At 70.0% G+C, this 24222-nt stretch carries 20 protein-coding genes; 9 read left to right on the top strand and 11 right to left on the bottom strand.

Annotation, left to right across the window (positions count from 1 at the left end; all coding sequences use genetic code 11):
- Positions 1–160: 160 nt before the first annotated feature.
- Entirely contained in the window at positions 161–832 is a 672-nt protein-coding gene (gene lexA, locus ACFYYF_RS33425) for a transcriptional repressor LexA (protein WP_361685279.1), read from the top strand.
- Positions 833–905: 73 nt separating this feature from the next.
- On the top strand, positions 906–1700 hold the full coding sequence (locus ACFYYF_RS33420) for a DUF6348 family protein (protein WP_388781255.1): 795 nt from the start codon (positions 906–908) through the stop codon (positions 1698–1700).
- On the opposite strand, the gene ACFYYF_RS33415 is transcribed toward ACFYYF_RS33420, so the two are convergent.
- Entirely contained in the window at positions 1653–2567 is a 915-nt protein-coding gene (locus ACFYYF_RS33415) for a LysR family transcriptional regulator (protein ID WP_388781252.1), read from the bottom strand. The genes ACFYYF_RS33420 and ACFYYF_RS33415 overlap by 48 nt on opposite strands.
- A gap of 100 nt (positions 2568–2667) precedes the next feature.
- Between ACFYYF_RS33415 and ACFYYF_RS33410 the strand changes: the two genes are divergently transcribed.
- Together ACFYYF_RS33410 and ACFYYF_RS33405 are read left to right on the top strand one after the other, a co-directional pair.
- Positions 2668–3684, top strand: a complete 1017-nt coding sequence (locus tag ACFYYF_RS33410; protein ID WP_388781250.1) for an NADP-dependent oxidoreductase — start codon at positions 2668–2670, stop codon at positions 3682–3684.
- A gap of 123 nt (positions 3685–3807) precedes the next feature.
- On the top strand, positions 3808–4383 hold the full coding sequence (locus ACFYYF_RS33405) for a DUF4259 domain-containing protein (protein WP_388781247.1): 576 nt from the start codon (positions 3808–3810) through the stop codon (positions 4381–4383).
- Here ACFYYF_RS33405 and ACFYYF_RS33400 read toward each other — a convergent pair.
- Together ACFYYF_RS33400 and ACFYYF_RS33395 are read right to left on the bottom strand one after the other, a co-directional pair.
- The gene (locus tag ACFYYF_RS33400; RefSeq protein ID WP_388781245.1) at positions 4353–5156 is read right to left on the bottom strand and encodes a phosphotransferase; all 804 of its coding nucleotides are present in this window, start codon (positions 5154–5156) and stop codon (positions 4353–4355) included. The two genes, ACFYYF_RS33405 and ACFYYF_RS33400, sit on opposite strands and share 31 nt — an antisense overlap.
- Positions 5157–5291: 135 nt before the next feature.
- Entirely contained in the window at positions 5292–5648 is a 357-nt protein-coding gene (locus tag ACFYYF_RS33395; protein WP_388781242.1) for a hypothetical protein, read from the bottom strand.
- A gap of 364 nt (positions 5649–6012) precedes the next feature.
- Between ACFYYF_RS33395 and ACFYYF_RS33390 the strand changes: the two genes are divergently transcribed.
- Positions 6013–6705 (top strand): SMI1/KNR4 family protein, encoded by a 693-nt coding sequence (locus tag ACFYYF_RS33390; protein WP_388781240.1) that lies wholly within the window; start codon positions 6013–6015, stop codon positions 6703–6705.
- 83 nt (positions 6706–6788) lie between these two features.
- Here ACFYYF_RS33390 and ACFYYF_RS33385 read toward each other — a convergent pair whose 3' ends face one another.
- The gene (locus tag ACFYYF_RS33385; protein ID WP_388781237.1) at positions 6789–7274 is read right to left on the bottom strand and encodes a hypothetical protein; all 486 of its coding nucleotides are present in this window, start codon (positions 7272–7274) and stop codon (positions 6789–6791) included.
- A gap of 137 nt (positions 7275–7411) precedes the next feature.
- On the bottom strand, positions 7412–7717 hold the full coding sequence (locus ACFYYF_RS33380; RefSeq protein WP_388781235.1) for a DUF1905 domain-containing protein: 306 nt from the start codon (positions 7715–7717) through the stop codon (positions 7412–7414).
- Positions 7718–8259: 542 nt separating this feature from the next.
- Between ACFYYF_RS33380 and ACFYYF_RS33375 the strand changes: the two genes are divergently transcribed.
- Positions 8260–8889 carry a tetratricopeptide repeat protein gene (locus ACFYYF_RS33375; RefSeq protein ID WP_388781232.1) on the top strand — a complete coding sequence of 210 codons (630 nt, stop codon included), beginning with the start codon at positions 8260–8262 and terminating at the stop codon, positions 8887–8889.
- Between the two features lie 152 nt (positions 8890–9041).
- Positions 9042–9869 carry an SAM-dependent methyltransferase gene (locus tag ACFYYF_RS33370; protein WP_388781230.1) on the top strand — a complete coding sequence of 276 codons (828 nt, stop codon included), beginning with the start codon at positions 9042–9044 and terminating at the stop codon, positions 9867–9869.
- A 1215-nt stretch (positions 9870–11084) separates the two neighbouring features.
- Here the strand turns inward: ACFYYF_RS33370 and ACFYYF_RS33365 are convergent.
- From ACFYYF_RS33365 to ACFYYF_RS33350, 4 genes are all read right to left on the bottom strand, one after another.
- Complete coding sequence (locus ACFYYF_RS33365) at positions 11085–13274, bottom strand: tetratricopeptide repeat protein (RefSeq protein WP_388781461.1); 2190 nt, start codon at positions 13272–13274, stop codon at positions 11085–11087.
- Positions 13275–13288: 14 nt separating this feature from the next.
- Positions 13289–13759: a hypothetical protein gene (locus ACFYYF_RS33360; RefSeq protein ID WP_388781227.1), complete on the bottom strand. Its 471-nt coding sequence runs from the start codon at positions 13757–13759 to the stop codon at positions 13289–13291.
- Positions 13760–14099: 340 nt separating this feature from the next.
- Positions 14100–15866, bottom strand: a complete 1767-nt coding sequence (locus ACFYYF_RS33355; RefSeq protein WP_388781458.1) for an ATP-binding cassette domain-containing protein — start codon at positions 15864–15866, stop codon at positions 14100–14102.
- Between the two features lie 185 nt (positions 15867–16051).
- Complete coding sequence (locus tag ACFYYF_RS33350) at positions 16052–16933, bottom strand: phosphotransferase enzyme family protein (RefSeq protein WP_388781225.1); 882 nt, start codon at positions 16931–16933, stop codon at positions 16052–16054.
- An 850-nt stretch (positions 16934–17783) separates the two neighbouring features.
- Between ACFYYF_RS33350 and ACFYYF_RS33345 the strand changes: the two genes are divergently transcribed.
- Complete coding sequence (locus tag ACFYYF_RS33345; RefSeq protein ID WP_388781222.1) at positions 17784–18599, top strand: ABC transporter ATP-binding protein; 816 nt, start codon at positions 17784–17786, stop codon at positions 18597–18599.
- Complete coding sequence (locus tag ACFYYF_RS33340) at positions 18596–21094, top strand: ABC transporter permease (RefSeq protein ID WP_388781219.1); 2499 nt, start codon at positions 18596–18598, stop codon at positions 21092–21094. The genes ACFYYF_RS33345 and ACFYYF_RS33340 overlap by 4 nt, the downstream gene beginning before the upstream one ends.
- A 180-nt stretch (positions 21095–21274) precedes the next feature.
- On the opposite strand, the gene ACFYYF_RS33335 is transcribed toward ACFYYF_RS33340, so the two are convergent.
- On the bottom strand, positions 21275–22777 hold the full coding sequence (locus ACFYYF_RS33335; protein WP_388781217.1) for an FG-GAP repeat protein: 1503 nt from the start codon (positions 22775–22777) through the stop codon (positions 21275–21277).
- 316 nt (positions 22778–23093) lie between these two features.
- Positions 23094–24218 (bottom strand): DUF6183 family protein, encoded by a 1125-nt coding sequence (locus ACFYYF_RS33330; protein ID WP_388781214.1) that lies wholly within the window; start codon positions 24216–24218, stop codon positions 23094–23096.
- Positions 24219–24222 lie beyond the last annotated feature (4 nt).

The raw sequence follows: 24222 nt of genomic DNA, 5'->3' as shown, positions 1-24222 counted from the left end.
GGCGTTCCCCTCGCACCGGTCCGAAGGGTGACCGTCCCGGCAGCCGGGAAGCCCGTTTCGCGTCATGGTGGCTCGGAATTCCCGTACCGGCGTTCCATGCGCACCGGATGGCGGGTTAAGGTCAGGTTCCGCGAGGATCTTGACACGGAGGGGCCCGGGGATGGACAAGAACGCGCCAGTACGCCGGGGACGACCCCCGGGCGTCCAAGCCGTGGAGGGTGAGCTGACCGCTCGCCAGGCGGCCATCGTCCGCTACATCACCGAGTCCGTCGCCCGGCAGGGCTACCCGCCGTCGATGCGCGAGATCGGCGAGGCCGTGGAGCTCTCCAGCACCAGCTCGGTCTCCCACCAGCTGGGCGCACTCGAACTCAAGGGCGTCCTCTACCGCGACCCGCACCGTCCCCGTGCCTACCGAGTGCGTCCTTCCTGGGCGCCCGAACTCGCCGCCCGAAGCTCGGAGCCGGCCCAGGTGCCACTCGTCGGACGGATCGCCGCCGGTGCGCCCCTGCTGGCCGACGAGATGGTCGAGGACGTGTACTCCCTGCCCCGCCAGGTGGTCGGCGAGGGCGAGCTGTTCGCCCTGACGGTGTCCGGCGACAGCATGATCGACGCGGCGATCTGCGACGGGGACATCGTGACCGTGCGCAAGCAGGACAGCGCCGAACACGGCGACATCGTCGCGGCCCTGCTGGAGGACGAGGCGACCGTGAAGGTGCTGCACCGGCAGGACGGCCAGGTGTGGCTGATGCCCCGCAACGCCTCCTTCGCCCCGATCCCCGGCGACGACGCCCGCATCCTCGGCAAGGTGGTCGGCGTCCTGCGCCTGCTGTGAGCAACCCGCGGGCGGGATGACGGCTGTTGGCAGGGCGGGCCGGGCATGATCGCCGTTCGGTAGGATCCACGGCATGCCCTGGATACGACGCCGTGCGCGCTCAGCCCGTAAGCCCGAAGGGCGCCTGGCCGACCTCGAGTTCCTCGCCGTCGTGAAGGCGAGCCTGGAGTCGTACGCGCCTGGAGTGACCGAGGGCGCTGTGCTCAAGGGCAACTCGCTGAGCAGCCCGCACGGATGGGCCGTGGGCGTGACGCCACCCCACCACGGAGGCGGCCACCACTACGACCTCGTGGCGATGCCCGACGTGAGCCTCCAGCCCGACGTTCCGTGCTTCATGGACTGTGTCGTGGCGATGTCCGGAGACCCTCGCCACGCGGCCGACGCGTGGGTCCAGACGGCGGGCGCGTGCCTCCTCGAACTCCTCGACCCGCGAGGTCAGTTCGCGGACCACGTGAGCCCCGATGACGAGCGCGGCGTTCCAGGCTGGCACTCGATCGTCTCGGGGGCGGTCGGCCTCGGGCTCGACACCGACGAGAACCGGCGCATGCAGAGTGCCCTGCTCGACCTCAACATCCTGCACCGCGTCGCGAACACCTTCGCCGCTGACCTCGAATCGCCGTTCTTCAACGGGGTCAAGGTCTTCTACGGGGGACGACCGGGCGCGATGGAGGCCGAGATCCGGGTGAACGGCGAGCGACACGAAGCCGCCTCGGCCGCCATGGCACAGCTGAACCTGCCTGAGCCGAAGGTGTTCACGGCTGTTCGCTCCTACGCCCTGCTGCTCCCCGAGCCGGATGACGGCGGAGGGTCGGACGCTCCGTCAGCCCACCCCGAGCGGACTGACTGTCTGCGGGACGGTCGCCCGTAGCTCCCTGACCAGGGCGCGCACCACGGCGGAGCCGGCCAGCTCGGCGGTGGTGACGTAGCCGACCCGGCGTGTCGGGCGGCCGGCGCCGAGATCGGTGATGCCGACCGAGTCCTCCGCTCCTGACAGGGAGAGGGCCGGCATGATCGCCATTCCGTGACCCGCGCTCACCAAGGAGAGCACCGCTCCGTCGTCCTCGGCCTCGACGGTCGCCGCTGGGATCCAGTCCTGCGCAGCCCACCAGTCACGGGTGTACGAGCCGCAGTTCTCGGCCCAGTCGACGAGCGGCAACGAGCGCGGAGCCGTGTGCCCCGCCGGGTGGACCAGGGAGTACGGCTCTTCGAGGAGCCCGCTCGCGACCAGGCCCGGGGGCAGCGGCGCGGAGCCGCCCAGCGTGGCGATGGCCATGTCGGCTTTGCCGTCTGCCACTTCACCCGCCGTCCCGCGCCCCACTTCTCGTACGATCCGCACCCGTGGCTCGATCCCCGGGTGCCGTGCGCGCAGTCGCTCCAGGACCGGAGGCAGGAGGTGGAGGGCCGCGCTGCGGAAGGCCGCGATCCGCAGCGGCCCCTGCGCCGCGTTGGACCGGGCCGCGCCGCGCGCCTCGGCGGTCAGGAGGTCCAGCAGGCGCAGGACGCGGCGGGCGTGCGCCACGGCCTTGTCCCCGGCGGGGGTGGGGCGGGCGCCGGTGCGGCCGCGGTCGAAGAGCACGGCACCGATCTTGCGCTCGCTGCCGCGTACCGAGTGGGAGACGGCGGACTGGGTCAGGCCGAGTGCCTCGGCCGCGGCCGAGAAGCCCCCGGCGTCCGCGACCGCAACCAGTACGCGCAGTTCCCGCGGGGCGAGATCGGAGTCGGTCGTGCGGGCCACGGGGTGCTCACCTCAGGGTATGAGTACTGCTCATGGAACGGTGTGTCGCATGAGCCCAACCGGCTGACCAGGCGGCGCATTCCCGCCCTACGGTCCGGGCATGACCGAGACCGCGCACACCGTGCACCAGATCGCCCGCCCTCACGGCTTCCCCACCGCCGAGCACTTCGCCTTCGTCGCATCCCCGCTCCCCGAGCCCGAGGCCGGCAGCGCGCTCGTGGAGAACCTCTACTGGTCCGTGGACCCGTATCACCGCGAGATGATGGACGACGCACCCGGCGGCTTCGCTCTCGACGCTCCGCTGGAGGGCCGCACCCTCGGGCGGGTCATCGCCTCACGCACGCCTCGGCTGGCCGAGGGCGAGATCGTGTTCCATCGGAAGGGCTGGCGAACCCACGCGGCGGTCGCACCCGAGGAGGTCCGCCGGCTGCCCCGCTTCGACGGGGTCCCGCTGACCGCGTACTTGAGCCTTCTCGGCGGCACCGGCCTGACCGCCTACGTGGGCCTCACCCGGATCGCCCGTCTCCAGGAGGGCGAGGACCTGTTCGTGTCGGCAGCGGCGGGCGGCGTCGGCACGGCGACCGGGCGCTTCGCCCGACTGCTCGGCGCCGGACGGCTCGTGGGCAGCACGGGCTCGGCGGCCAAGGCCCGCCACCTCACGCGTGAGGTGGGATATGACGCCGTCTTCGACCACCACGACGGGCCCGCCGCCGACCTGCTCGCGAAGGCGGCCCCGGACGGCATCGACGTGTTCGTCGACAACGTCGGCGGCGAGCAACTGGCCGCGGGGGTGGGAGCGCTGCGCGAGTTCGGACGCATCGTCCGCGTCGGCACGATCAGCCAGTACAACCTCCCCGGCACTGCGTCGCCGCGCTTCGACCACGCGGACATCGTGGAGAAGAGCCTGCGCATGGAGGGCTTCCTCGTCCGCAACTACCTCGAACTGCAAGAGGAGTTGTACGAGTTCGCGGTGCCGCACCTGCAGAGCGGCCGGCTCGCCCTGGACGAGACGGTGGTCGACGGTTTCGAGCACATCGTGGACGCGTTCCTGGGAATGCTGCGCGGCGAAAACACGGGCAAGATCATTGTCCGGGACCGAACCCAGGCCCGCCCGTGAACTGAAGCGAATCGGTGTCGCGGAGCGCGAGTTCCCTGCCGGCCGCCCCACCCCGCTTCGGGCAGACGGCAGCCCGAAAGCCGCGGACCGGCGACGGCGGTCCGGGCCGAGGACCGATTGTCAGTGGGCGGTGTCAGGATCTGCGAAACACAACGTTCGAAGGTTGGGGGCCACATGGGCACGTGGGACATCGGTCCGTTCGACAACGACACTGCCGCCGACTTCGCCGGCGACCTGGACGAGTCACCGAGGGAGGAACGCGCGGCGATGATCCGCAGCGTCCTCCAACGGGCCGCCGATCACGGTGAAGAGCTCATCACCCCCGACGCCGAACGTGCCGTGGCCGCCGCGGCCCTCGTCGTCGCCCAGCACCCCGACGGCGAGCCTGTGTGCTCGGTCTACGGGCCGTCGGAGCCGTTGCCGGAGCTCCCCGTCGAACTGCGAACGCTCGCCGTCGACGCCTTGGACCAGGTGATTGCCGAGCTGTCCGAAATCGCCGAGCTGTGGGACGAGGTACCGGACGGGCCGAAATGGCGCCAAGGGGTCGTTCATCTCCGCGACGTCCTCGACCCGCCGATTCCGCCGCAAGAGGAAACCCTCTTCGACGTCGAGCCGGTCACCGACAGCCCGGAGTCTCGTCGCCCGTCCTCGGCAGCGGAACCGCCCGATCAGTCCGCCAGCTCCCACAACAGCCGGTAGTACAGGCTTCGTTCGGGGTCGGGCTCGACTCCGTAGGCTTCGAGCAGCGGCTCCTCCCAGCCCGGACCGTAGTTCCATTGCGTACTCCATGTCGCGACCGCCAGGTCGGCCCAGCGGTCCGCGAGACCGAGCGCGCCGAGGTCGACGTGTCCACTGCAGGTGCCGTCGTCACCGACCAAGGTGTTGGGAGCACAGGCGTCCCCGTGGCACACGACGAGCCGGTCGACGGCCGGAATGTCGGCGAGCACACCAAGTGCGCGCTCGACCGGCCCGAACCTCCGAAGCTCTGGATGCCAGTCCGTCGTACGCGTTCGTCCCGCCGCCGCACGGGACCGCGCACGATCCAGTCGCCGTTGGGCGGACCAGTCGAACGGACAGTCGGCGACGGGCAGGGTGTCATGGAGAACCCGCAGCCCGGAGCCGATCGCGCGCACGGCGGTGCCGGGGTCACGCTGCCAGCGATCGTCCACCGCGCTCCACCCCGGCAAGCCCTGGGTGATGATCCAGGAGCCCGAGGAATCCGCGCCCTCGCCGAGCACCCGAGGCACCGCGGTGAACCGCAGCGCCCACCGCAGGCGAGCCACCTCGTCGGCGAGGTCGATCCCGCTGCCGACTGGCGTCCACTTCACGAACTGGCGGCCGTCACCCGACCCGACTTCGAAGGTCAGTCCACCGACCTCGTTCCTCCACACGGCCCGTGCCGGCCGCCCCGCCGCGAACTCGGTGACGAAAGGTGGAGGCTCGACATGTCCATGGGGTGCGCTGGCAGGCATCCACTCAGTCTCGCCAGAGCGGCGGGTGTCGCGCCAACGGTTTTGATCTGCGCCGCAGAGGGTCGGCCATCCTTCAGACAGGTGAGGCGCTTGCAAGAGCCCGATCACCACATCACTTGGTCGCCGAGGAGCCCGTCAGTTGAAAGCGTCGGTCATGCAGTCCGCCTGGCAGTCGGCGGCCGCATAGCGTCGACGGAGGGCGGCGGCTGCTTCCTCGCGATCCACGGAGACGTGCCCGTAGTGCTGACAGGCCACCCTGCTCACGTCCTTGACCGGGACGATTGCGGGTTCGCCGTGCGTAGCCTGGCGGCGTGCTTGGGCGATCGCGATGTCCGCGGAACGCAGCAGGTTTCTGGCACGAACCCGGTTCTCGGCCGCCTGGGCCCGATGCATGGAGAGTGGGCGCACGACACGTCCCCGCGAGAGGAAGCCCGCGGCGACAAGGGCGAGTCCGAGCGCTATGAACAGGAGTCCGCCGGGATCGAGACGCATCTGCCCAGTCTTCCTCAATCGCGCGGTGATCGTCATGCCTGCGTCGACGCGACGCTGCCGAATACGGAGAGCCTTGGTTCATTCACCTCACGCCAACCCGAGGAACGGTTCACCGCGCGCTGACGGCGGCCGGGGCACCAGAGGGGCGCTGCATCGCACGACGGAACAGGCTGCAAGAGCTGAATGTCAGTGGGTGGCCATACGGTTCTCGCATGGATCACCATGGGCCGTTGCTTCGACGGTGGCACGACACGGCGGTCGCGGAGACCGCGCAACGCTCGCCGAGTGTCAGCGACACGGGTGCGCGTCAGCAATACCTGTGTGCACCCTGCCCGGGCGGAGACGGCGCGTGAATGAGTCTCCGATGCCCGAGACGGGAGACGTGCGAGAAGCATGGGAACGGGTCACTGCGTGGCTGGAGCGGAACGACCCTGAGGTGTGTGCCGCGCTCGGTGCTCCGGGGAGCCCGTCAGCCATCGGCGCAGCCGAACTGCGCATGGGTCTGGAGCTGCCGAGGGAGCTGCGGCAGTGGCTTCTGACGACCGACGTCGACGCCGGCAGACAGCCCGATGACCAAGCCTGCCTGGTGGCGCTGGGATGCGACGTGCCCATCGCTGGAGGCCATCTTCTTCTCGGTCTGACGGACATTCAGCGGGTCTACTTCAGTCAGATGGGCGTGGAGGAGTCGGAGCCGTCTCGCGATCCCCGGTATCCGTTCTGGCGTCGCGAGTGGGTGCCCATCGCCGCGGAGCGGGACGGCCTCTACGGGACGTTTCTCGACACCCTCACCGGAACCGTTGGGACATGGGCCGAGGCGCACGTGCCCGAGGAAGGTGTCTACGCTTCGCTGTTCGCCTTCTTTCAACAGACGGCGGACCTGATGGAAGGACGCTCCTCGGGAGACTGGAGTGGCCCCGGTCGACCACTCCGTGAACCGGATCCCCGCCCGGACGACGAGCCGATACGCCGCTGGGCACGCGCGAACGGCTTTCTCGTAAATGATCGAAGGCGCGTCCCCGCGTCAATCCGTGATGCGTACGAGAACTCACGGAGGTGAGGACACGGACGCGTCGGCCGAGTCCGCGCGCAGTGTCGACGGACCACTGCGTAGGCCGAGGAAGGGAGACCGCCGCGGCTCTCTCAGAGGCCGGCCGGGTGGCTGGACAGCCAGTCCTTGTGGAGGTCGCGCAGGCGATCACGCTCCGCGGGCGTGGCAAGGATGACGTCCGCGCCGCCGTCGTAGGGATGATGGAGGTGTCGCAGCTCCGTGTCGGCGACGAAGACTTCGGCGAGTGCGTCGTCCGCGACGGCCCGCAACAGCTCGTCGAGGCAGCCGCGGTGCCACCGGCGCCGGTCGGCGTACAGCCGTGTGTGGATGCGGAATTCGGGGTCGGGGTCGTCCTGGTGCGACTCGGTCCACCAGCGGATGCCCTCGGGGTGCAGGGTCTGTCGTGTCGGGTGTCCCGCGGGCCCCGTCGGTGTGGGCGACCAGTCCACGGTCACCACGAACACATCCGTGTTCGCGAACAACTCGTCGAGGACCGTGTTGTACCGGTCCAGCACGATCGCGTACTCCTCCTCGGACTCCGGGTAGCGCTTCGATTCGGGGAGGCTGTGGAAGCGCACCCAGCGATCCGCGTACCGCGTACGGAACGTGTGAGCGACGGGAGGACCCGACGGATGCCGTTCCCTCCACAAGGCCACCAGGAGATCAGGGTCGATGGCGAAACACCCTCCTTTCCAAGGGAGTCGAGGCCGAGAACCTACCGGGGCTGTGTTTCGTGGAGGCGGACGGTCATCTCCACCGTCACCTCCTCTCCTGCCGTGAGGCCGCTCGGCTTGCGCACGGCGACCTTGAGAGGGAGTAGATAGCCGCCGTCCTTGGGAAAGAGCGACGTCTGGAAGGCCACCTCACCGATCCGGGCCTCGACCGGGATCACGCCCCAGCCGTAGGTGGCCATGGCGGCCACCTCGCGGATGTCCGCGGACTCCTCGTCCGGAACGGGCACGAAGTAGTACGGCGCGGGCCCGCGCCATTCGATCACTCGGCCGGAGAAGGCGAACTCCATGCGTCGGTCTCCTTCCATGCCTACGACCGGGACGTGCGACGGAGCCTGCGAAGGCTTCCGGCATCCTCTCACTCCTCAACGCTTCATCACTCGGCCGCCCGGAGTGCCGGCTGCCCGGTCCCGGGTCAGTGTCCTGACGCATCCAGTTGTCGGGCGGGGCGCGGACCAAGGGCTGTCTGGGCAGGCTCAGTTGGGGCGGATAGCCTGAAGTGGACGTGCGTTGCCGATCCACCGCACGCCGGGGTCGTCCTCGGCGCGCGGCCGCGCCCACTCGTACCTAACCGCACGACGATGCCCCTCGGGGGGCTCCGCAATGAACGGGCGCGGATCACACGGGCCGGCGGAGAAGGAGACGTGAGAGTGGACAGCGGAGGCGCGTTCTGATGGTGGTCGGGTCACAGCAGCCGGAGAGTCGGGGCGGTACCGGAGCTCGTGCGAAGCAGGGTCGGACGCGTGGTACCCCAGGCACTTGGAGGGTGAGGCGGCGCTTCCGGCACGCGCGACGACCGACCTCGCGCAGCTGGCCGCAGGTGTACGAGGACATGGCTCACCTGACGACGGAGTTGGGTCGCTGGCACCCCCAGACCCTCGCCGCCCGCTCCACGGTGTTCATGTGGCTCCTCGAAGAAGACCTGCACGATGACAGGCTGCGCTTGATCGAAGCCGAAGTGGCCGAGCGAACTGCGGAGTTCGGGTTCGACGACCCCGAGACCCTGAACTGGCGCCGTTCCCTCGCCTGGATCCGCCGAAGGATCGGCGACCTGGAAGGGGCCGTCACCGATGCGCGGGCCGTCGTGAACGACTCCGTCCGGGTACTGGGCTCCGAACACGCCGACACCCATCGCTGCCGCGCGGTGCTCGCCCAGTTCCTCGCGGAGAACGGGGAACCGGCCGAGGGAGTACGACTGCTGCGCGCCCTGTACGACGAGTCCCGGGCCTTCGGCCATGAACGGTGGAACGAGACCCGTTCCGTCCGCAAGACGCTGGTCACGGCACTGGAACTCAACGGCGACGTCACGGAAGCCCTCGACCTCTTGGACGAGGAGATCGCCGTCGAGTCGGGGACGCTCTATGGCGTCGACGACAACCTCGGCGACCACGAGATGAAGCACCTTCAGGAATGGCGCGTGCTCCTGGCCGCCAAGGTGAGTGCCCGACCGGCGCTTGGTTGACCCTGGCGAGGACTGGGGGTTCGTCCAGTTCGCTCTCGGTCTGTGCCTCCCGCGTCCCGAGGAGGACGCCGAGGGCCGTCCGAGCGCACCGATGCGAGTGAGCCGGTTCGATGGTTCAAAGTGCTGGGCAGCGGGTTCCCTCGCAGGGGAGGATGGTTGTCATGACGAGCGAAGGCACCTCGATCGACGCCACCAAGCCCAGCATTGCGCGTGTTTACGACTATCTGCTGGGAGGCAAGGACAACTACGCCGTTGACCGGGAGGTCGGCGACGTGTTCAAACGCGACCTTCCCGGTTCTGTGGCGATCGCCTTCGCCAACCGTTCCGCGCTGACCCGGGCGGTCGCGGAGATCGCGACGACCACCGACGTGACCCAGTTCATCGATCTGGGCAGTGGTCTGCCGACCGCCGACAACGTGCATCAGGTCGCGCAGCGCCATACCCCGGAGTCCCGTGTGGTGTACGTCGACATAGACCCCCAAGTGCTCGTCCACGGACGTGCCTTGCTGGAGGAGAACGACCGGACCCGGGTCATCGCGGCCGACGTCCGCGACCCCGAAGCCGTCTACAACCACCCCGAGACCCGGGAGATGATCGACTTCGAGCGCCCAGTGGCCGTGGTGTTCAGCGCGATCCTCCACCACGTCAACGACGATGAGGACCCCGCCGGGATCGTCCGCTTCTGGCGTGACCGCGTACCGTCCGGCAGCTACTTCTTCGTCAGCCACTTCCGGTCCGGCAACAACCCGGAGACGGCGGAGGCGGAGCAGGTCCTACAGAAGACCTTCGGCCGTGGCCGTTGGCGTACCGACGAGGAGATCGCCTCCCTGCTGGACGGCCTGGAGATCCTCGACCCCGGAGTCGTACCCGCTTCCCTGTGGCGCCCCGTGGCGGTGGACAACCCGTGGAGCGACGGCGGCGAGAGGGAACTCACCGTCTGGGAACACCTCATCGCCGCGGGGCTGGCTCGCAAGGTCTGAATGCAACCGACTGTCGGTGCCCCCGAGTGGCGCGCGTGCTGACCGGGGGGCACGGGTTGGCAGTTCTTCTACATGACCACCACCAGTCCGCCAAGTCTTCTATGAAAAGAAGATCGTCTTCTTTGTGGATGCCATCAGTCGTGGTCGGTGTAGTACGGGAATTCAGTTGTGCATAAACGAGCTTGAGGTTGGCAGAGGCGTTCGCCCCGCCGGAAACGGTGTTGCATCCATGCGGAACTCCCACGGGCGCTGTGGCCACGGTCTTGCGGTCATATCCATGCGCCTGTGCAGTAGTTGAATGCTGATTGCGTGACCGTTCTGGCGCATTGCGTGGGTCGAATCATCGCGCTCTTGGTGCCCGAGGCTACGACGCAACTCGTGGCCTTGCCGGCCGCGGAACATGAGTGCACGAGGTGAGTCGACGCAACCTGGCCCAGTGCGGCGGGCGTTCGTGCTGCCCTGCAGGTGGCGAGCTCGTCAGGATCGCGGAGTCCTCGAGTAGGTCTGCCCGGCGTGGCTTGCGGATTCCCGTGCCGACGCAGGGTACGGTCGCGCGGAACTCTGTTGGGTTGCGTGATTTGGGGGAATCACGTACTGGCCGCTGGTGGGTTAAGTCTGGGTCCTGGGGGAGTGCAAGAAGGGACCCATGTGTCCGACTCTCATGCCGGTGTGGTACTCATCTGGGGAGCGCTGAAATGGACTTCCTGTTGAAGGTGGGTGGTCGGTAGGTGGTGTTCCTCATCTGTGGCGGGAGATTCCGCAGGAACGGTCCTGTCATCGAGTCCCGTTCGGGATTCGTAGCGCCCGATCACCTGTCACGTATTAAGTATTTTCATACGGATGACCTGAGAGGGGAAGTCTGAGTGCCGAGCATTGGTGCGGATCCCGAGACCCCGCCCACGGGGCAAGGCGATTCCAATCCTCGACATGCATCGCCTCCGGTCAGACCTCCGGACCGCAAGTAGTCGATGCCTTGCAGGCGGTATGTCTCTTCGGACTGGGAAGCCCAGTTGCCCTGGGTGCGGGCATGTCCTGTCGTGTTCGTGCGTGTTCACAGTAGTGCGCAAGCATCCCGATGGGGTGATCTGTACCGCGTGTCGTGTTTTATGGGCAACTTGCTTGGAGATCCACGGGAGGTTTACGGCGGCGGGTGCGGCGCTTGACGAGAGGGCCACGCGGGCAACGCACCACAAACTATCTGGCCGTATGACGGTCCTATCCACTCGACGTGGGACACGCTTCCTGGTCCAGACCGTCCCACCGCTGAAGCAGGGACTTGCAGCGCACAGTCTGAGGGTGATGCTCACCCAGTAGTTCCCGGCAACGCTCGCCCACGTCCTCGAGGGCCACGCGCGCCTCCCTGGTCAGGGCTCTCGCGCGCAGAATGACGGCCAGCAGATACCTCGTACTCAGCGTCAGACCGTGATCGTCCCCGTACAGTGCACGTCGGTCCGCAAGCGCCTGCTCGCATTCCTCGTGCGCCTGTTCGGCCTGGCCCATGTCCTGCAGAAGGCAGGCGTAGTTGTGTCGCACGGTCACTGTCCGGGGATGTCCGGTTCCCGAGACCTGCTCCTGAAGCGCCAACAAGGCCTCGTACTCCTCACGGGCTTCGGCCCAGCGGTCCATTCCGTGGAGGACGCGCGCGAGTTCGTGCCGGGCGGTCAAAGCGTCCGGGTCCTCCGCTCCGCCGATGCGCTCACGCGTCTCGCGCACAGCCCGCAGGTGTTCTTGGGCCTGCTCCAGCTGCCCCTGGTCCAAGAGGACTCGCCCCAGCTCATGCCGGACTTTGAGCGTATGGGCGTGAGACGCGCCCCTGCCTTCCGACAGCGCCTGCCACACTTGTGTGTACAGGGTCTGCGCCGCCGCCCATTCGCCCAGACTGTGCAGGACGAGCGCGAGGCTGTGCCGCGTGGTGGCTGTGCTGAGGTCGTCGGCGCCCAGGCGGACCCGGAGTGCCAGCACCTCCTCCAGGCTTTCGCGCGCCTGTCGATGCATGCCCTGCGCCTGCAGAAAGCGCGCTGCCCGCTCGGCCGCCTCCGCGCACACCTCGCGTTCCGCGGGACTGAGTTCGGCGGCCTCCGAGCGGCCCTGTCGCAGAAGATCCAGGCAGTGCGGGGCCAACGCCCGCCACACGGGCCAAGCAGATGGGCTTTCCGGCGCCTCTTCCACTTCCTTGAGGCGCAGCACGCGTTCCATCAGGGCCACCGGAACGGTGGACTGGGCCCCGGCGCGGGCGATGTCACGGATCAGCGGATGCAGACTCACGCAAAGGGGTCCTTCGTGCTTGGGGGCAGCCCTGTCGAGTTCGACGAGCTGCAGTGCGGCCAACTCCTGCAGGGTGCGCCAGACCGTGGTCCCGTCGAGCCCCGTTCCCCCGGGGAGCGCGCTCAGTACGGCCGGTCGCAGCAGCAGCGTGTACGGGATCGGCGCGGCGCTGAAGGAGGCCAGGACACGAACCAGATAGGGCGCGTGGACGAGCCCTTGACGCTGCAGCAGCTCCACCGACATCCGCCATGTGCCGGCGACTGCCGCAGCCGGATTCAGGTCGCTCCCATACTGGTCCAGAGCCAGGCGAAATCCGGTGAAGTCGGTCGGCGTGTGGTCGCTGCGTAATGACTGCGGCATGGCGACGGCTTCTGACAGGTAGGAGGCCGCAAGTCGCAGTGCCAACGGAAGTCCGCCCAACCGGCGTGCGAGGCCGGAGGCATCGGCCCGTGTACCCGCTGAGCCCCCTGAGTGGTCCAGCAACACGCTCGCCGCCTCGTCCACGGCGAGTGGACCCACGGCGTGGAGGAGCGCGCCGCGTCCCCACAGCCGGGCGATGCCGCAGGCGGAGGTGATCACCACCAGTCCCGCTGGGCAGCCGTGCGGACGGACCCAGCCCGTTCCCGCGCTGAGGCGCCCGGGACCGTCCAGCAGTGTCAGGTCTTCGACGCCGTCCACGATCAGCAGCCACCGGAGCGCGGAGTGCTCAAAGCGTTCCCATAGCGCGTCGACGACGCTGCCGCAGTGGACGTCCCGCGTGCCGACCCCCATCTGCCGGGCTACCGCCCGCATGCCAGAGACGAATGCCGCCTCGTGCCGCCCGTCCACCCAGAACACCCGCTCAGCAGGCGCCCGCCCGCCGGCTCCGGCGCGGACCCGCGTGACCATCTCCAGTACCACGGCCGTCTTTCCGATCCCACTCATTCCATGCAGCACATGCACCAAGCCGTCCGCCGGCTCCTGCCACAACCGCGTCAACCGGGTCACCAGTTCCTCACGGCCCCGCAGGGGGATGCGCCAGTCACGATCCCCGACGGGCGGCGCCAATGTGACATCGCCCTCGAACCCGTTCGCCTGCCCGCTCATCACCACCTGGGCGATATTCAGATTCTCGGCGGCCACCGGGCCGAAACGCGCCATCACACCGCCCGGCTCTACCTCCCCGGCTGCGGAGGACCGGTGAAAGGGGCGGAGAGGTGAATTCCTCCCTCGACGCGAAGCGACGCACTGGCCACCGACCCGCTTTCGGCCCGCACGGTGACGTCTCGGCCCACCTGTACGTCGACTGTCCTGTGTGCCGCTTCCGATGGGGCGGAAGCGCTCCTCAACTCATCCACCAGGACCTCGCGCTCGGTATGAGGAAGCTGTTGCAGCCAGCTCTCCAGGTAGCCGTGCCACACACCCCGCCACTGGTTGCGCAGAAGATCCTGAGCGGCGGACGACGGATCCGCGGTCAGTTCCGATTCCATGCGGTCCAGCAGCAGCGCTGCCTGATGGCCGCGGTCGTGATGCCGTGAGAACACCTGGCGTATGCGCTCCCTCGTGGCAGTCCAGGCGTCCGTTCCAGCAGCCTGCACCACGGCAGCGCCCCCTGCCGCCGCTAAAGCGACAATGGACTCGTTCAACACGTGTGTCCCCCCGTGGTCCCATTGGCCGAAGCGCCCGTGATCCGAACTCGTCAAGGGGTCGCGAATCCCTGTCCGTATTCATTCCGCGCATGACGGCGGTCAACCGTGGGCGGTGAAGCAGAGGGCGCAAGGCGGGCGCAAACGCGAACTCCCTGTCGCAGCCGTTGCCACCATTCCCAACGAATGACCGCGGACGAAGTCACCCAGGATCCCGAAAGATGTCGAACAAGAGAGACCCAAGGGAACTCTCGTGCCCGAGGGTGTGAAGACCGACTCACGAACGGACAGAGGCGGGGCCGCGTTCGCGCGCGGCCCCGCCCGCTGTGGGGGAGAGGAGTCAGCGGTCCTGGGCGAGTGCGTACAGCTCGCCCAGGAGGCTTCCCTCGGTGGAGACGAGGGCGTCGAAGGTGCCCTCCTCGCGGATGCGTCCCCGGTCGAGGACGATGACGCGGTCGGCCATCCTCACGTTGTCCAGGCGGTGCGTGACGACCACGGTGATCCGGTCCGGGGCCATCTCGCGGAGCTCGCGGAAGATCAGGTGTTCGCCGCGGGCGTCCATCTCGCTGGTCGGCTCGTCCAGGACGAGGACGGCCGGCTCGCGGTACATCGCCCGTGCGCACGCCAGACGCTGCCACTGCCCGCCGGACAGCTCGTGTCCGCCCCAGACGGAGCGAGCCAGCAGGGTGTCGAGCCGGTCCGGCAGATCCTGAAGACGCTCGGTCATCCCGACGCGTTCAGCGGAATCCCATACGCGTTCGTCGCCGAACTCGCGAGGCTGGCCCAGGGTGATGTTCTCCCGGGCGCGCAGCGGCCAGTGCCCGTTCTTCTGCGGCACGAGGCCGACGTGCCGCCAGACGGACTCGGCGTCCGTGGTGGCGAGGTCGGTGTCGTCCCACCGGACGGTTCCGCCCGTCGGCACGGTCAGCCCGGTGAGCAGGCGGATCAGGGTCGACTTGCCCGCACCGTTCTCGCCGACCAGCGCGACGACCTCGCCGCGGTTGAGGGTGAGCGTGATCGGGTGCAGGGCGGGAGCCTCCTTGTCGGGATAGGTGAACTCCGCCTCGCACAGGCGGATCTGCTGCGGCGCCCTGGCCTGGGTGGTGCCGCGGGCGCTGGTCATGGAGCGGACTTCGTCGACGAAGGTGTAGTAGTCGCTGAGGTAGAGGCCGTGGTGGAACATGACCGCGCCGTACCGCACGATCGAGTTGAGGGCGCGACCTGCGGTCTGCGAGGCGACGACGGCGGTTCCGGCGATCGCCGTCGACATCGCTCCCGAGACGACCAGCGCCGCCAGGGACGCCCACATGCCGAGCGTGAACAGGCCCGCCAAGGACGCCGCGAGGAGCGTCACCAGCAAGTACGGCCGAGCACCCTGCAGTTCGCGTCCCTCGACCCGGTCGCACATCGCCCGGTACCAGGAATGCAGGTAAGGGCGCATCGTGTTGGCACGCAGTTCGTCGGCGAGGTCTGCGGTGGTGAGCCACCAGCGCATCATGCCGCGCACGTTGCGGGCGGAGAGGGTGCGGTCGTGGACGCGGTAGTCGATGCGCGCGGCGATGACTCCGCCGAGGCCCCTCGGGACGACCGACAGCAGCAGCACACCCAGGAGCAGCGGGTGGAGGGAGGTGAGGACGGTCGCGGCGGATACCAGCTGGACGAAGCCGTTGGTCAGTGTCTTGGCGTCGTCGGCGAGGTCGACCGCGCGCAGCGCGCCGATCTCCGCGGCCTGGCTGCGGTCGGTGAACCCGTCGGTGTCGTACGCGGACAGCTCGGCTCTCATGTGGAGGTCGACCAGGGTGAGATCGGCTGCCGAGGCGATCTTCGGATTGAGGCGACGGGTCGCCCAGTCCGCGAGGATCCACATTCCGGCGCCCAGGGCCATCGCGACGACCGCGACCGCCAGGGCCGGCCATGCCTGACGCAGACCGGTGCGGGCGTCGGCGGCGGCGAGGTGGGGCAGTGCTCTGGAGACCGCGGTGAGCATGACGGCGGTGCCGAGGCCGGACAGGAGCTGGCACACGAGGATCGTGATCGTCATGCGTCGGTCGACGGACCAGGCCAGCCGGGCCGACTGGGCGAGCGCCATGGGGATCCGGCGGGCCATGTCCCACAAGGTGGCGTCGTCCATGGCCCGGCGGTGCTTGCGCCCGTTGTAGTCCAGTTCGGGGGGAGCCGAGGGCTGAGGGCCCGCCGAGCGGGCGCCGGGAACGGCCGCCGCCGTGTCCCCGGTGGTGGACAGGTCCTGCGGCGCGGGGGCCGCGGACGCTCGCGCGGTGACACGGGGCCGTTTCACACGAACACCCCCGTCATGAGCCGGTGCAGGGTGCGCCGCCCGCCTGCGGCGAGGGGCGGATCGTCGTGCTCGTCGCCCCGGGCGAGGGCACTCACCGCGTCCAGTCCGGCCAGGCACTTCAGCACATGGAGCTCCTGTGGTGTCAGCTCGCGTCCGTATCCGCTCAGGCAGGCGGTCCGCAGCCGCGGTCGGTCGGCCCACACTCCGCAGGCCAGGGTGACGAAGTCCTGGACGACGGGCGCGAATCGGGACCTCTCGAATCCGACCCAGGCCGCACGCCCCGACCAGAGGAGGTGTCTCGGCCGGGCGTCGCCGTGGATGAACCCGAGCGGCAACGGGCCCACCCAGCGCAGCTGTTCGGTCAAGGTACGGACGAGTGCGCGCTCCGCCTCGGTCAGCCGGTCCCCGGCCTCCTCCAGGCGTCTGTCCGCGTCCTGCGTCACGGAGCACAGCGCTCCCTCGGCCTCGGCACGACGGCGGCCGGTCAGGTCGCCGGCCGCGTGCAGCCTGGCCAGAAGCAGACCGCCCTGTCGGTGTGCCTCGTACTCCTGGGCCGCCGTGAGCGCGAGTTCCCGTACCGGTCGGCCGGGCACGGCGGTCGTCAGCAGCGCCAGGTGCTCGGCGCTGGACGCCCGCAGCTGGGGCGCTCTGCCGGCTCCCAGCGCGGGCACCGCGTGCCTCAGGGCGAGCGTCTCCCTCTCGTAACTCCGCGCCGTGCGGGAGACCTTCAGGAAGAACCGGCAGCCGTCCGGGCGCACGAGCTCCCACACCGGGGAGTTCCGCCGCGGGTGCGCGGTGTCCCGGATCTCGGCGACGCCCCCGATCTCCCGTTCGGCCCAGTCACGCGGAGCCGCGGGAAGGGTCTTCGCGTCGCTCATGCCCCCCACCTCGGTGACGGTCGTGATGCGGATGCGAACGGGGCGCGGCGCGCGTCCGCCGGGCGCCGGAGCGCCACGGGCTTGACGGACACGGCAGGAGGATTTTCGAACGCGGGGTGGGCGGCGGGAAGAGGACGTACGGGATTCATGGACTTCTCCTCGGTAGGGATCGGGTGGAGCACCCCGGACAACGCGGCTGTTCACGGGGTCGATACGGGGTGGGCCGGGCGACGGGTCGAGCGCAGGTTCGAGAAGTCGTGCGCCGGGCAGGCGTGGTCGGTGCTCGTGCTCGTTCGATTCACTCGGCCAGGGGACACCGGCGACGGCGTGACTCGAACGGGGGATTGCGTGAGGGCGTCGGAAGCACCGGTCTCCTCGGTCGGGCTGGATGGGGTCACGGGACGGAACCCTGGGTCACGCCACTGACAATCAGGGAGGTGCGATGCCGGGTTCCGGACAATCCGAGCGGGCTGTCCGGCGTCGGGCATCGGTCCTTCACGGGGCCGAATGGCCTGGGACGGAGTCAGGAGAAAGGATTCTCGAACCGGACCGCACAGCACCGGAGTTGAGCGGTCGGCGAGATGGCTTGAACTGCCCGGACCGTGCGATCGGCATGGTCGGATTCCGGAGTGGCGGACCGCTGTCGGACGGGCGGGCAGCTATCGTCGGCACCTCCACGCCGGGTGTGTCCCCGACGGTGACGTGCGCGGCGGCACCGTTCCCGCGCTCCGCGCAAGCCCCGCCTCGGGTTAACCCCACCCCCGATGCGCCGGCAGCCGCCATGGTCCGCCGTGACCGCGATCCGTAGCTTCGAGGTGTCGCTACGAGAAGATCGTGAGAGGGCGGAACATTGAGGCTGCGCGGGCACAAGCGGCAGAAGACGGACAGCCCGGCGGGGGTTCAGGGCACGTCGGCTCTCGCCGTCGAACTGCGCGGTGTACGACGGCAGTACGGCCGCGGGAATGGTGCCGTCCACGCCCTCGCGGGCGTCGACCTCGCCCTGTCCCGCGGCACTTTCACGGCCGTCATGGGCCCGTCCGGCTCCGGCAAGTCCACGTTCCTGCAGTGCGCGGCCGGGCTCGACCGGCCGTCCGCCGGCTCCGTACGCCTCGGTGGTACGGAGATCATGGGAATGCGGGAGAACCAGCTCACCGAACTGCGCCGCAGCCGCGTCGGCTTCGTCTTCCAGGCGTTCAACCTGCTGCCGTCCCTCACCGTGGAGCAGAACGTGCTGCTCCCGACGCGACTGGCCGGACAGCGCCGGGACCGCCGTCGGGCCGCGGAGGTCCTGGAGCGGGTCGGGCTCGCCGACAAGGCCGGCCGGCGGCCCGGCGAACTCTCCGGAGGCCAGCAGCAGCGCGTCGCCATCGCCCGCGCGCTGGTCACCGGCCCGGACGTCATCTTCGCCGACGAGCCCACCGGCGCCCTCGACACCACCACCGCCGCCGAGATCCTCGGCCTGCTCCGGCACGCGGTGGACGCCCTGGGTGCCACCGTGGTCATGGTGACGCACGACCCGGCAGCGGCCGCCTGGGCCGACAGCGTGCTGTTCCTCGCCGACGGCGTCTTCGCGGGAAGCCTCGACCGCGGGTCGCCGGAGCGGATCGCGGCGCGGATGGCCGCCCTCACGTCCAGGACGGGCGCGATGGCGAGGGCCGCGGCGTGAGGAGCCTCGCCCTCAACGGCCTCGCCCGTGCCGCCGTGCGCTTCAGACCCGCGTCGTTCGCGGGCACCTTCGTCGCCCTGATGATGTCGGCGCTGATCGTCTCGGCCTGCGGCATCCTCCTGGAGACGGGAGCCCGCGCCTCGGTGCCGGCGGAGCGGTACGCGAAGGCCACGGTCGTCGTGGCCGCCGACCAGTACGCCCACCTGGTGACGGGCAGCGGCGACAGCCGGTCGGACTCCCCGGCACTCCTGCCGGACACGGCACGCGTGGATGCCGCGCTGGCGCACGAGGTGGCGCGCCTGCCCCAAGTGCACGCCGCCGTAGCGGACTTCACGTTCCCCGTACATCGGGGCGCCGGCGCGCTGACCGGGCACGGCTGGGGATCGCACGCCTTCACCGGTGCCGCGCTCGTCTCCGGGACCGCGCCCCGCACCGGCGAGGTCGTGCTCGACACGGCGGCTGCGAGGGCCGCGAAGACCGACGTCGGCGACACCGTCGCCCTCGAAACCGCCGGCGGGCGGGCCGACTTCCGTATCTCCGGGCTGGCGACGGCCGGGTCCCGAGACGCGACGGCCGGGGGCGCCACGGGCTGGTTCGCCGACGCCCAGGCCCCCGCGCTCGCCGGGCATCCGGGCAAGGCCGACGCGATCGCCGTGATGGCGAGGAACGGGATTGACGCGGACGCCGTCGCCGACGCTGTGGACCAGGCGCTGGGCGGCTCCGGTGCCAAGGTGTACACCGGTGACGGCCGCGGCGCGGTCGAGGAGCGCGGGCTCGGCTACGCCAGGGAGACGCTCACCGGCCTCGGCGGGTCCTTCGGCGGGATCGCCGCCGTGGTCGCCGTCCTCACCGCGGCCGGCACGGTCGCCTTGTCCGTCGCCCAACGCGCCCGTGAATTCGCACTGCTGCGCGCCATCGGAGCCACCCCGCGCCAGATCCGCCGCGCGGTCGCCGCGGAGGCACTGCTCGTCGCACCTGTCGCGGGACTGGTCGGCTGCCTGCCCGGAGTCGGCCTCGCGCACTGGTGGTTCGGTCAGCTGAAGGACCGCGGAGCCATCCCAGCGGCTGTCGACCTGCACGTATCCTTCATCCCGCTCGTCGTCGCCGTCGGCATGGGACTACTGACCGCGCTCGCGGCCGGCCGGACGGCAGGTCGAAGGCCCGCGAAGATCAAGCCGGGCCAGGCGCTCGCCGAGGCGTCGGTGGAGCGGCTGCGGCCGGGCGTGATCCGCACCGGACTGGGCGTCGCGGCCCTTGTCGGCGGCGGCCTCCTCACCGGCCTGGCCGCTCGTTCGGCCGGGGACGACGCCGCCAACGCCGCTCTCGGTGTCGTCATGCTCTTCATGCTCGCCGTCGCCCTCCTCGGCCCCCTGGTGGCTCGACTGTGCGCAACGCTGTTCGGACTGGCGCTGCGTGACGGCAGCGCCGCGGCGTCGCTGGCGGCCGCGAACTCCCGTACGAACGCCCGTCGGATGGCGTCCGCGATCACCCCGGTCGTGCTGGCCATGGCGTTCGCGTCGACGCTCGTCTTCCTGCACACGAGCGGGACGCACGTCGCCGCGAAGCAGCTGCGTGCGGGCCTCATCGCGGACCACGTGGTCACGGATCCGGCCGGACTGCCCGTCGACGCCGTCGACAGGGTTGCCCGCGTGCCGGGAGTCGACACGGTCGTCGGCCTTCTCGACGCGCAGGTGCTCGTGCCCGTCGGCTCCGGCGGCGACCGATGGCTCGAGGCAGCGGCGACCCAGGGCATCTCCGGTTCCGGCGCCCAGCTTGCGAAGGTGCAGGACCTCGACGTACGCGGGGGCAGCCTGGACCGGGTCGGCCTGGGCCGGATCGCCATCGACAGGATGCTCGCGCTCTCGGCGAAGGTCGAGATCGGCGACAGACTGCCGCTGTACCTCCCCGACGGCACCAGGGCCAGCCCCGAAGTCGTCGCGGTCTACGGCCGAGGCCTCGGCCTGGCGGCGGTGACCATGGACCGGGCGTCGCTGGCCGCCCACGTCACGTCGGGCTTCGACAGCACGCTGCTGGTGCGGGGCGGCGACGCAAGGGACCTGGCGCCCCTGGGGAAGGTCGTCGACGCCTCCGGCTACGCAGTCGCCCGAAACACCGACCGCGAGCTCAACGCCTGGGCCAACTACACGATGGCCGGCGTCCTCGGCGGCTTCGCGGCCGTCGCCGCCGTCAACACCCTGGTGATGACCGTCCTCGACCGACGCCGCGAGCTGGAAATGCTCCGCCTCGTCGGCGCCACCCGGCACCAGGTGATGCGGATGCTCCGCTGGGAGGGTCTGCTCGTGGCGACGGCGGGCGTGGTCCTGGGCACGGTCATCGCCGCGGCCACGCTGATCCCGATGACGCGCGGCCTGACCGGTGAGTCCCCGTACGTGCCTCCACTGCTGTACGGGGCTTTCGCGGCGGCCGCGATCGGCCTCGGCCTCCTCGCCGTCAGCCTCCCCGCCCGCGCGGTACTGGGCGACGGGCGAGCCTGAGACATGGGTGCGCGGGATCGGTGGCGAGCACGATCCGGCTGTCAGGCCCCAAACTCGCACTCGCGCACGCGACTTGACCGACGGGCCGGTGCGCAGCTCGCACCGGCCCGAAAGACACGTACAGACCGGCGAGTTCTGACGCGAATCCTTCGAACTCGCCGGTCTCCTGGTGTGGTTCGGTTACTCGTCGATCGCCGCGCCGAACCGTGCGTTCGCCGCGGGTGCGCCGAGGCGCGCTCCGTCGTAGGTCCACGCATCCCTGGCGGTCAGGCCCGACGACGACGCGGACAGGACCCAGACGAAGCCGTCGTCGGTGTTCTCACCCGGTGCCGCCGCCAGCAGACCGAAGCGGCCGTCATTGTTGGCGTCGATCAGCCGGATCTGGCCGCCCCAGCGGTCCGAGGCCTCCGCCGTGCCGGGAACGCCGGTGGAGTTCTGGTCGAAGCTGCGCACCCCGGATGCCGTCAGGCCGCCGGGCGCGCCACGCAGCGTCCAGACCGCGCCCGCGTCGGACACGGAACCCACGTCTTCCCCAGGGGCCCCGATGGCGAGGTCCGGGCGGCCGTCGCCGTCGGTGTCACCGGAGGACAGTTCGGCGCCCCAGCGGTCGCCTGCCTCTGCCGTGCCGGGGACGCCGGGGGAGTCCTGCGTCCAGGTCTGGGCGGGTGCCGGGTCGAGGCCGGAGAGGTCGCCCTTGCCCAGGTACACGGAGACGGAGCCGCCGAGGGCCGAGCCGGTACCCGTGTCACCGATGGCCAGGTCGTCCTGGCCGTCGTGGTTGAAGTCGCTGGAAACGACGGCGGGACCACCCTCGAACGCGCCGCCGTCGCCCAGGCTCTCCACGCCGGGTGCGCCGTGGAGCACCTGGGTGGCACCGATGCCCGGGTGGTCGCCGGTGGTCACACCGGAGATCGCCAGATCGGCCCAGGAGTCCTCGTTGTAGTTGCCGTGGCTCAGGCTCCGGAAAGCGAAGCCGGTCGCCGACGGGCTCAGGTCCCGAGCACGGAGATTCGTCTCCACGGCCTTCAGCTGCCGGGTCGCCGTCGTCGGCGTGGAGGTGAAGAACAACAAGGCGTCGTTCTCCAGGACGGCGATGCTGTCGCGCGGATCGGCGTCCGGATTCGCCGGATCCGGGGCGAAGTACCGGGCGGCTTCGACGGCCAGGCCGAACCTCGCGCCGGCCCGGGGTTGGTCGGCGTTCTCCAGCCAGGTGCTGTCGGACCCGTGCAGGCCGCTGGGCGAGCCCCAGAAGACGACGGCGCCGCCCGCGTCGGACAGCCCGGCGAGGTCTTCGCCGGGAATGCCGACGATCGCGTCGTCGTAGCCGTCGTTGTTCAGGTCACCGGAGGCCACGGCGCTTCCGAAGCCGTCGCCGGCCTCCGCGGCGCCGGGAACGCCCGAGGTGTTCTGGTGGAGGACGCTCTTCCTGGTGGTGCTGAGGCCGCTGGACGAGCTGTACTGCACGGAGACGTAGCCGGCGCCCTTGGCGCCGCTCACCGTGGCGCCCGGGGCGCCGATCAGCACGTCGTCGAAACCGTTGCCGTCGAAGTCGCAGTTGTGCTGCTGCCAGCCGATCGACGGGAAGGGCGCCACGGCCTGCGCCGCGGGGGCCGCTATCACCGCACCGCCACCGAGGGCGAAGACTGCCGCGGCTGTCAGTGTCGCACTGTGGATGTGACGCACAGGAGCGAACCTCCTTGGGTTCCTGAACTGCCCGCGGCGTCCTGCTCGGCCGAGGCGGGTGGGGCGGAGGGGGTCTGGGAGCCGGGAGGGCAGGCAAGACGCCGGGCTCGCCACGCAGCGGCCGGAGTCATGCAAGTCCCCCTGTCGGACGGCGCGGTGGGAGCAGCGCCTACTTCCGCTCACCCAGAAGACACCCGAGGTTCGTCCAGGGTTGTAGTCCGTGCGTGGGCGCGTGGGTGGTGGCCGACCGGGCTCGCCGCCGCCGCCGCCGCGAACGCGTACGACGTGGATGACCTCGCACGCCCGCCCCGGACCCTCAGTCGGTGTCCGTAGCGGCGAGCACGGCCAGGCGCCTGCCGTCGGGGGAGAGCGTGGCCAGGCCGATGTCCCAGGCGACTTGTTCGAACCACTTCGTGTCGGCGTCGAAGGCGTACCAGTCGCAAGCCATCACCCGCGCTTCCACCTCCGCGGCACGGGAGTCCTCCGGGCATCCGGTGAGCGCGGCTACGGACTTCCAGGCCGCCAGACGGCCGTAGGCGCCGTAGGAACCCGAGCCGTACGCCCCTCCCGTGGACGCCGCGGCGAAGAGCACGCGCCATGCCCGGGCCGGGGGACAAGAGGCGACGGACAGCCGTGTCTTCCTCCCCGCTCCGCGCAGACACTCCAGCCCCAGCGTCGGGATCACACCCGGGACCGTCTCGGCGTTCAGGGGCGCGGCGAACTGGAACACGCGCGCTTCGATGCGTCCGTTGGACTCTTCCGCCCAGCTCGCCACGGCCCTGCCCATGGCCCTGACATCGGTCTCCGTCGTCGTCTCCTGCGCCGATGGCACGCCGGCGTCGGCGGTCCTCGCCAGTTCACGGCCCTGCGACGGTCCGTACGGCATCGCGTGGCCGCTGCCGTAGGCGCTGTAACTCGGCAGATCCGCACCCTCCTCCATGCCGGAGAGCATCAGAGGCATCCAGGCCAGCGGGTGATACCTCCAATGCGGCGACGTTGCCCAGGCCGCGATGCCCGGCGCCTCGCCGGCCGCCACACCCCTCAGAACCAGCTCGTGGACCAGACAGGCCCGCAACTCCTCGGAAGCGTGACCGGTGAAAGCCGCGGCCAAGTCCGCGGCCTCGTGGCTGGAAGCCAGCAACGAGGCCGCGCGGCGATCGAGCTTCCTGCTGCTGATCCCGGCCGACGAGAAGAGCCGCAGCGCCTGGGTCACGTTCTCGCGACCGGTGGAGACGGCCAACAGCCGAACGGCGTGGTCGAGAGCGCTTCTGCACTGCCACGGCTGTCCACTGGCGCCGTACGTCCTGGCGAGCGCGATGCCGAGGTCCGCGACGAAGGCGGCGTCCCCCTGCGCGACCCGCTCGTCCATCACCGCAGACACACCGGAGACATCCGTCAGGTCCGGCAGCTCCGCCACGATCTTCCGCATCTGATCAGCCACGACC

Origin of the sequence: Streptomyces sp. NPDC001914 (assembly GCF_042891215.1) — a bacterium.
Lineage (GTDB): Bacteria > Actinomycetota > Actinomycetes > Streptomycetales > Streptomycetaceae > Streptomyces.
Note: the sequence above shows the minus strand (reverse complement) of the source record. Positions and strands in the feature narration are given on the sequence as shown.

Bases quoted from the DNA above. Each gene is read 5' to 3' on its own strand.
- ACFYYF_RS33400 (WP_388781245.1), bottom strand. From the start codon at position 5,156: ATGCCTGCCAGCGCACCCCATGGACATGTCGAGCCTCCACCTTTCGTC.
- ACFYYF_RS33380 (WP_388781235.1), bottom strand. From the start codon at position 7,717: ATGGAGTTCGCCTTCTCCGGCCGAGTGATCGAATGGCGCGGGCCCGCG.
- ACFYYF_RS33350 (WP_388781225.1), bottom strand. From the start codon at position 16,933: ATGAGCGACGCGAAGACCCTTCCCGCGGCTCCGCGTGACTGGGCCGAA.
- ACFYYF_RS33410 (WP_388781250.1), top strand. From the start codon at position 2,668: ATGACCGAGACCGCGCACACCGTGCACCAGATCGCCCGCCCTCACGGC.
- ACFYYF_RS33375 (WP_388781232.1), top strand. From the start codon at position 8,260: ATGGCTCACCTGACGACGGAGTTGGGTCGCTGGCACCCCCAGACCCTC.
- lexA (WP_361685279.1), top strand. From the start codon at position 161: ATGGACAAGAACGCGCCAGTACGCCGGGGACGACCCCCGGGCGTCCAA.
- ACFYYF_RS33395 (WP_388781242.1), bottom strand. From the start codon at position 5,648: ATGCGTCTCGATCCCGGCGGACTCCTGTTCATAGCGCTCGGACTCGCC.
- ACFYYF_RS33355 (WP_388781458.1), bottom strand. From the start codon at position 15,866: ATGGCCCGCCGGATCCCCATGGCGCTCGCCCAGTCGGCCCGGCTGGCC.
- ACFYYF_RS33390 (WP_388781240.1), top strand. From the start codon at position 6,013: ATGCCCGAGACGGGAGACGTGCGAGAAGCATGGGAACGGGTCACTGCG.
- ACFYYF_RS33370 (WP_388781230.1), top strand. From the start codon at position 9,042: ATGGTTGTCATGACGAGCGAAGGCACCTCGATCGACGCCACCAAGCCC.
- ACFYYF_RS33365 (WP_388781461.1), bottom strand. From the start codon at position 13,274: ATGGCGCGTTTCGGCCCGGTGGCCGCCGAGAATCTGAATATCGCCCAG.
- ACFYYF_RS33420 (WP_388781255.1), top strand. From the start codon at position 906: ATGCCCTGGATACGACGCCGTGCGCGCTCAGCCCGTAAGCCCGAAGGG.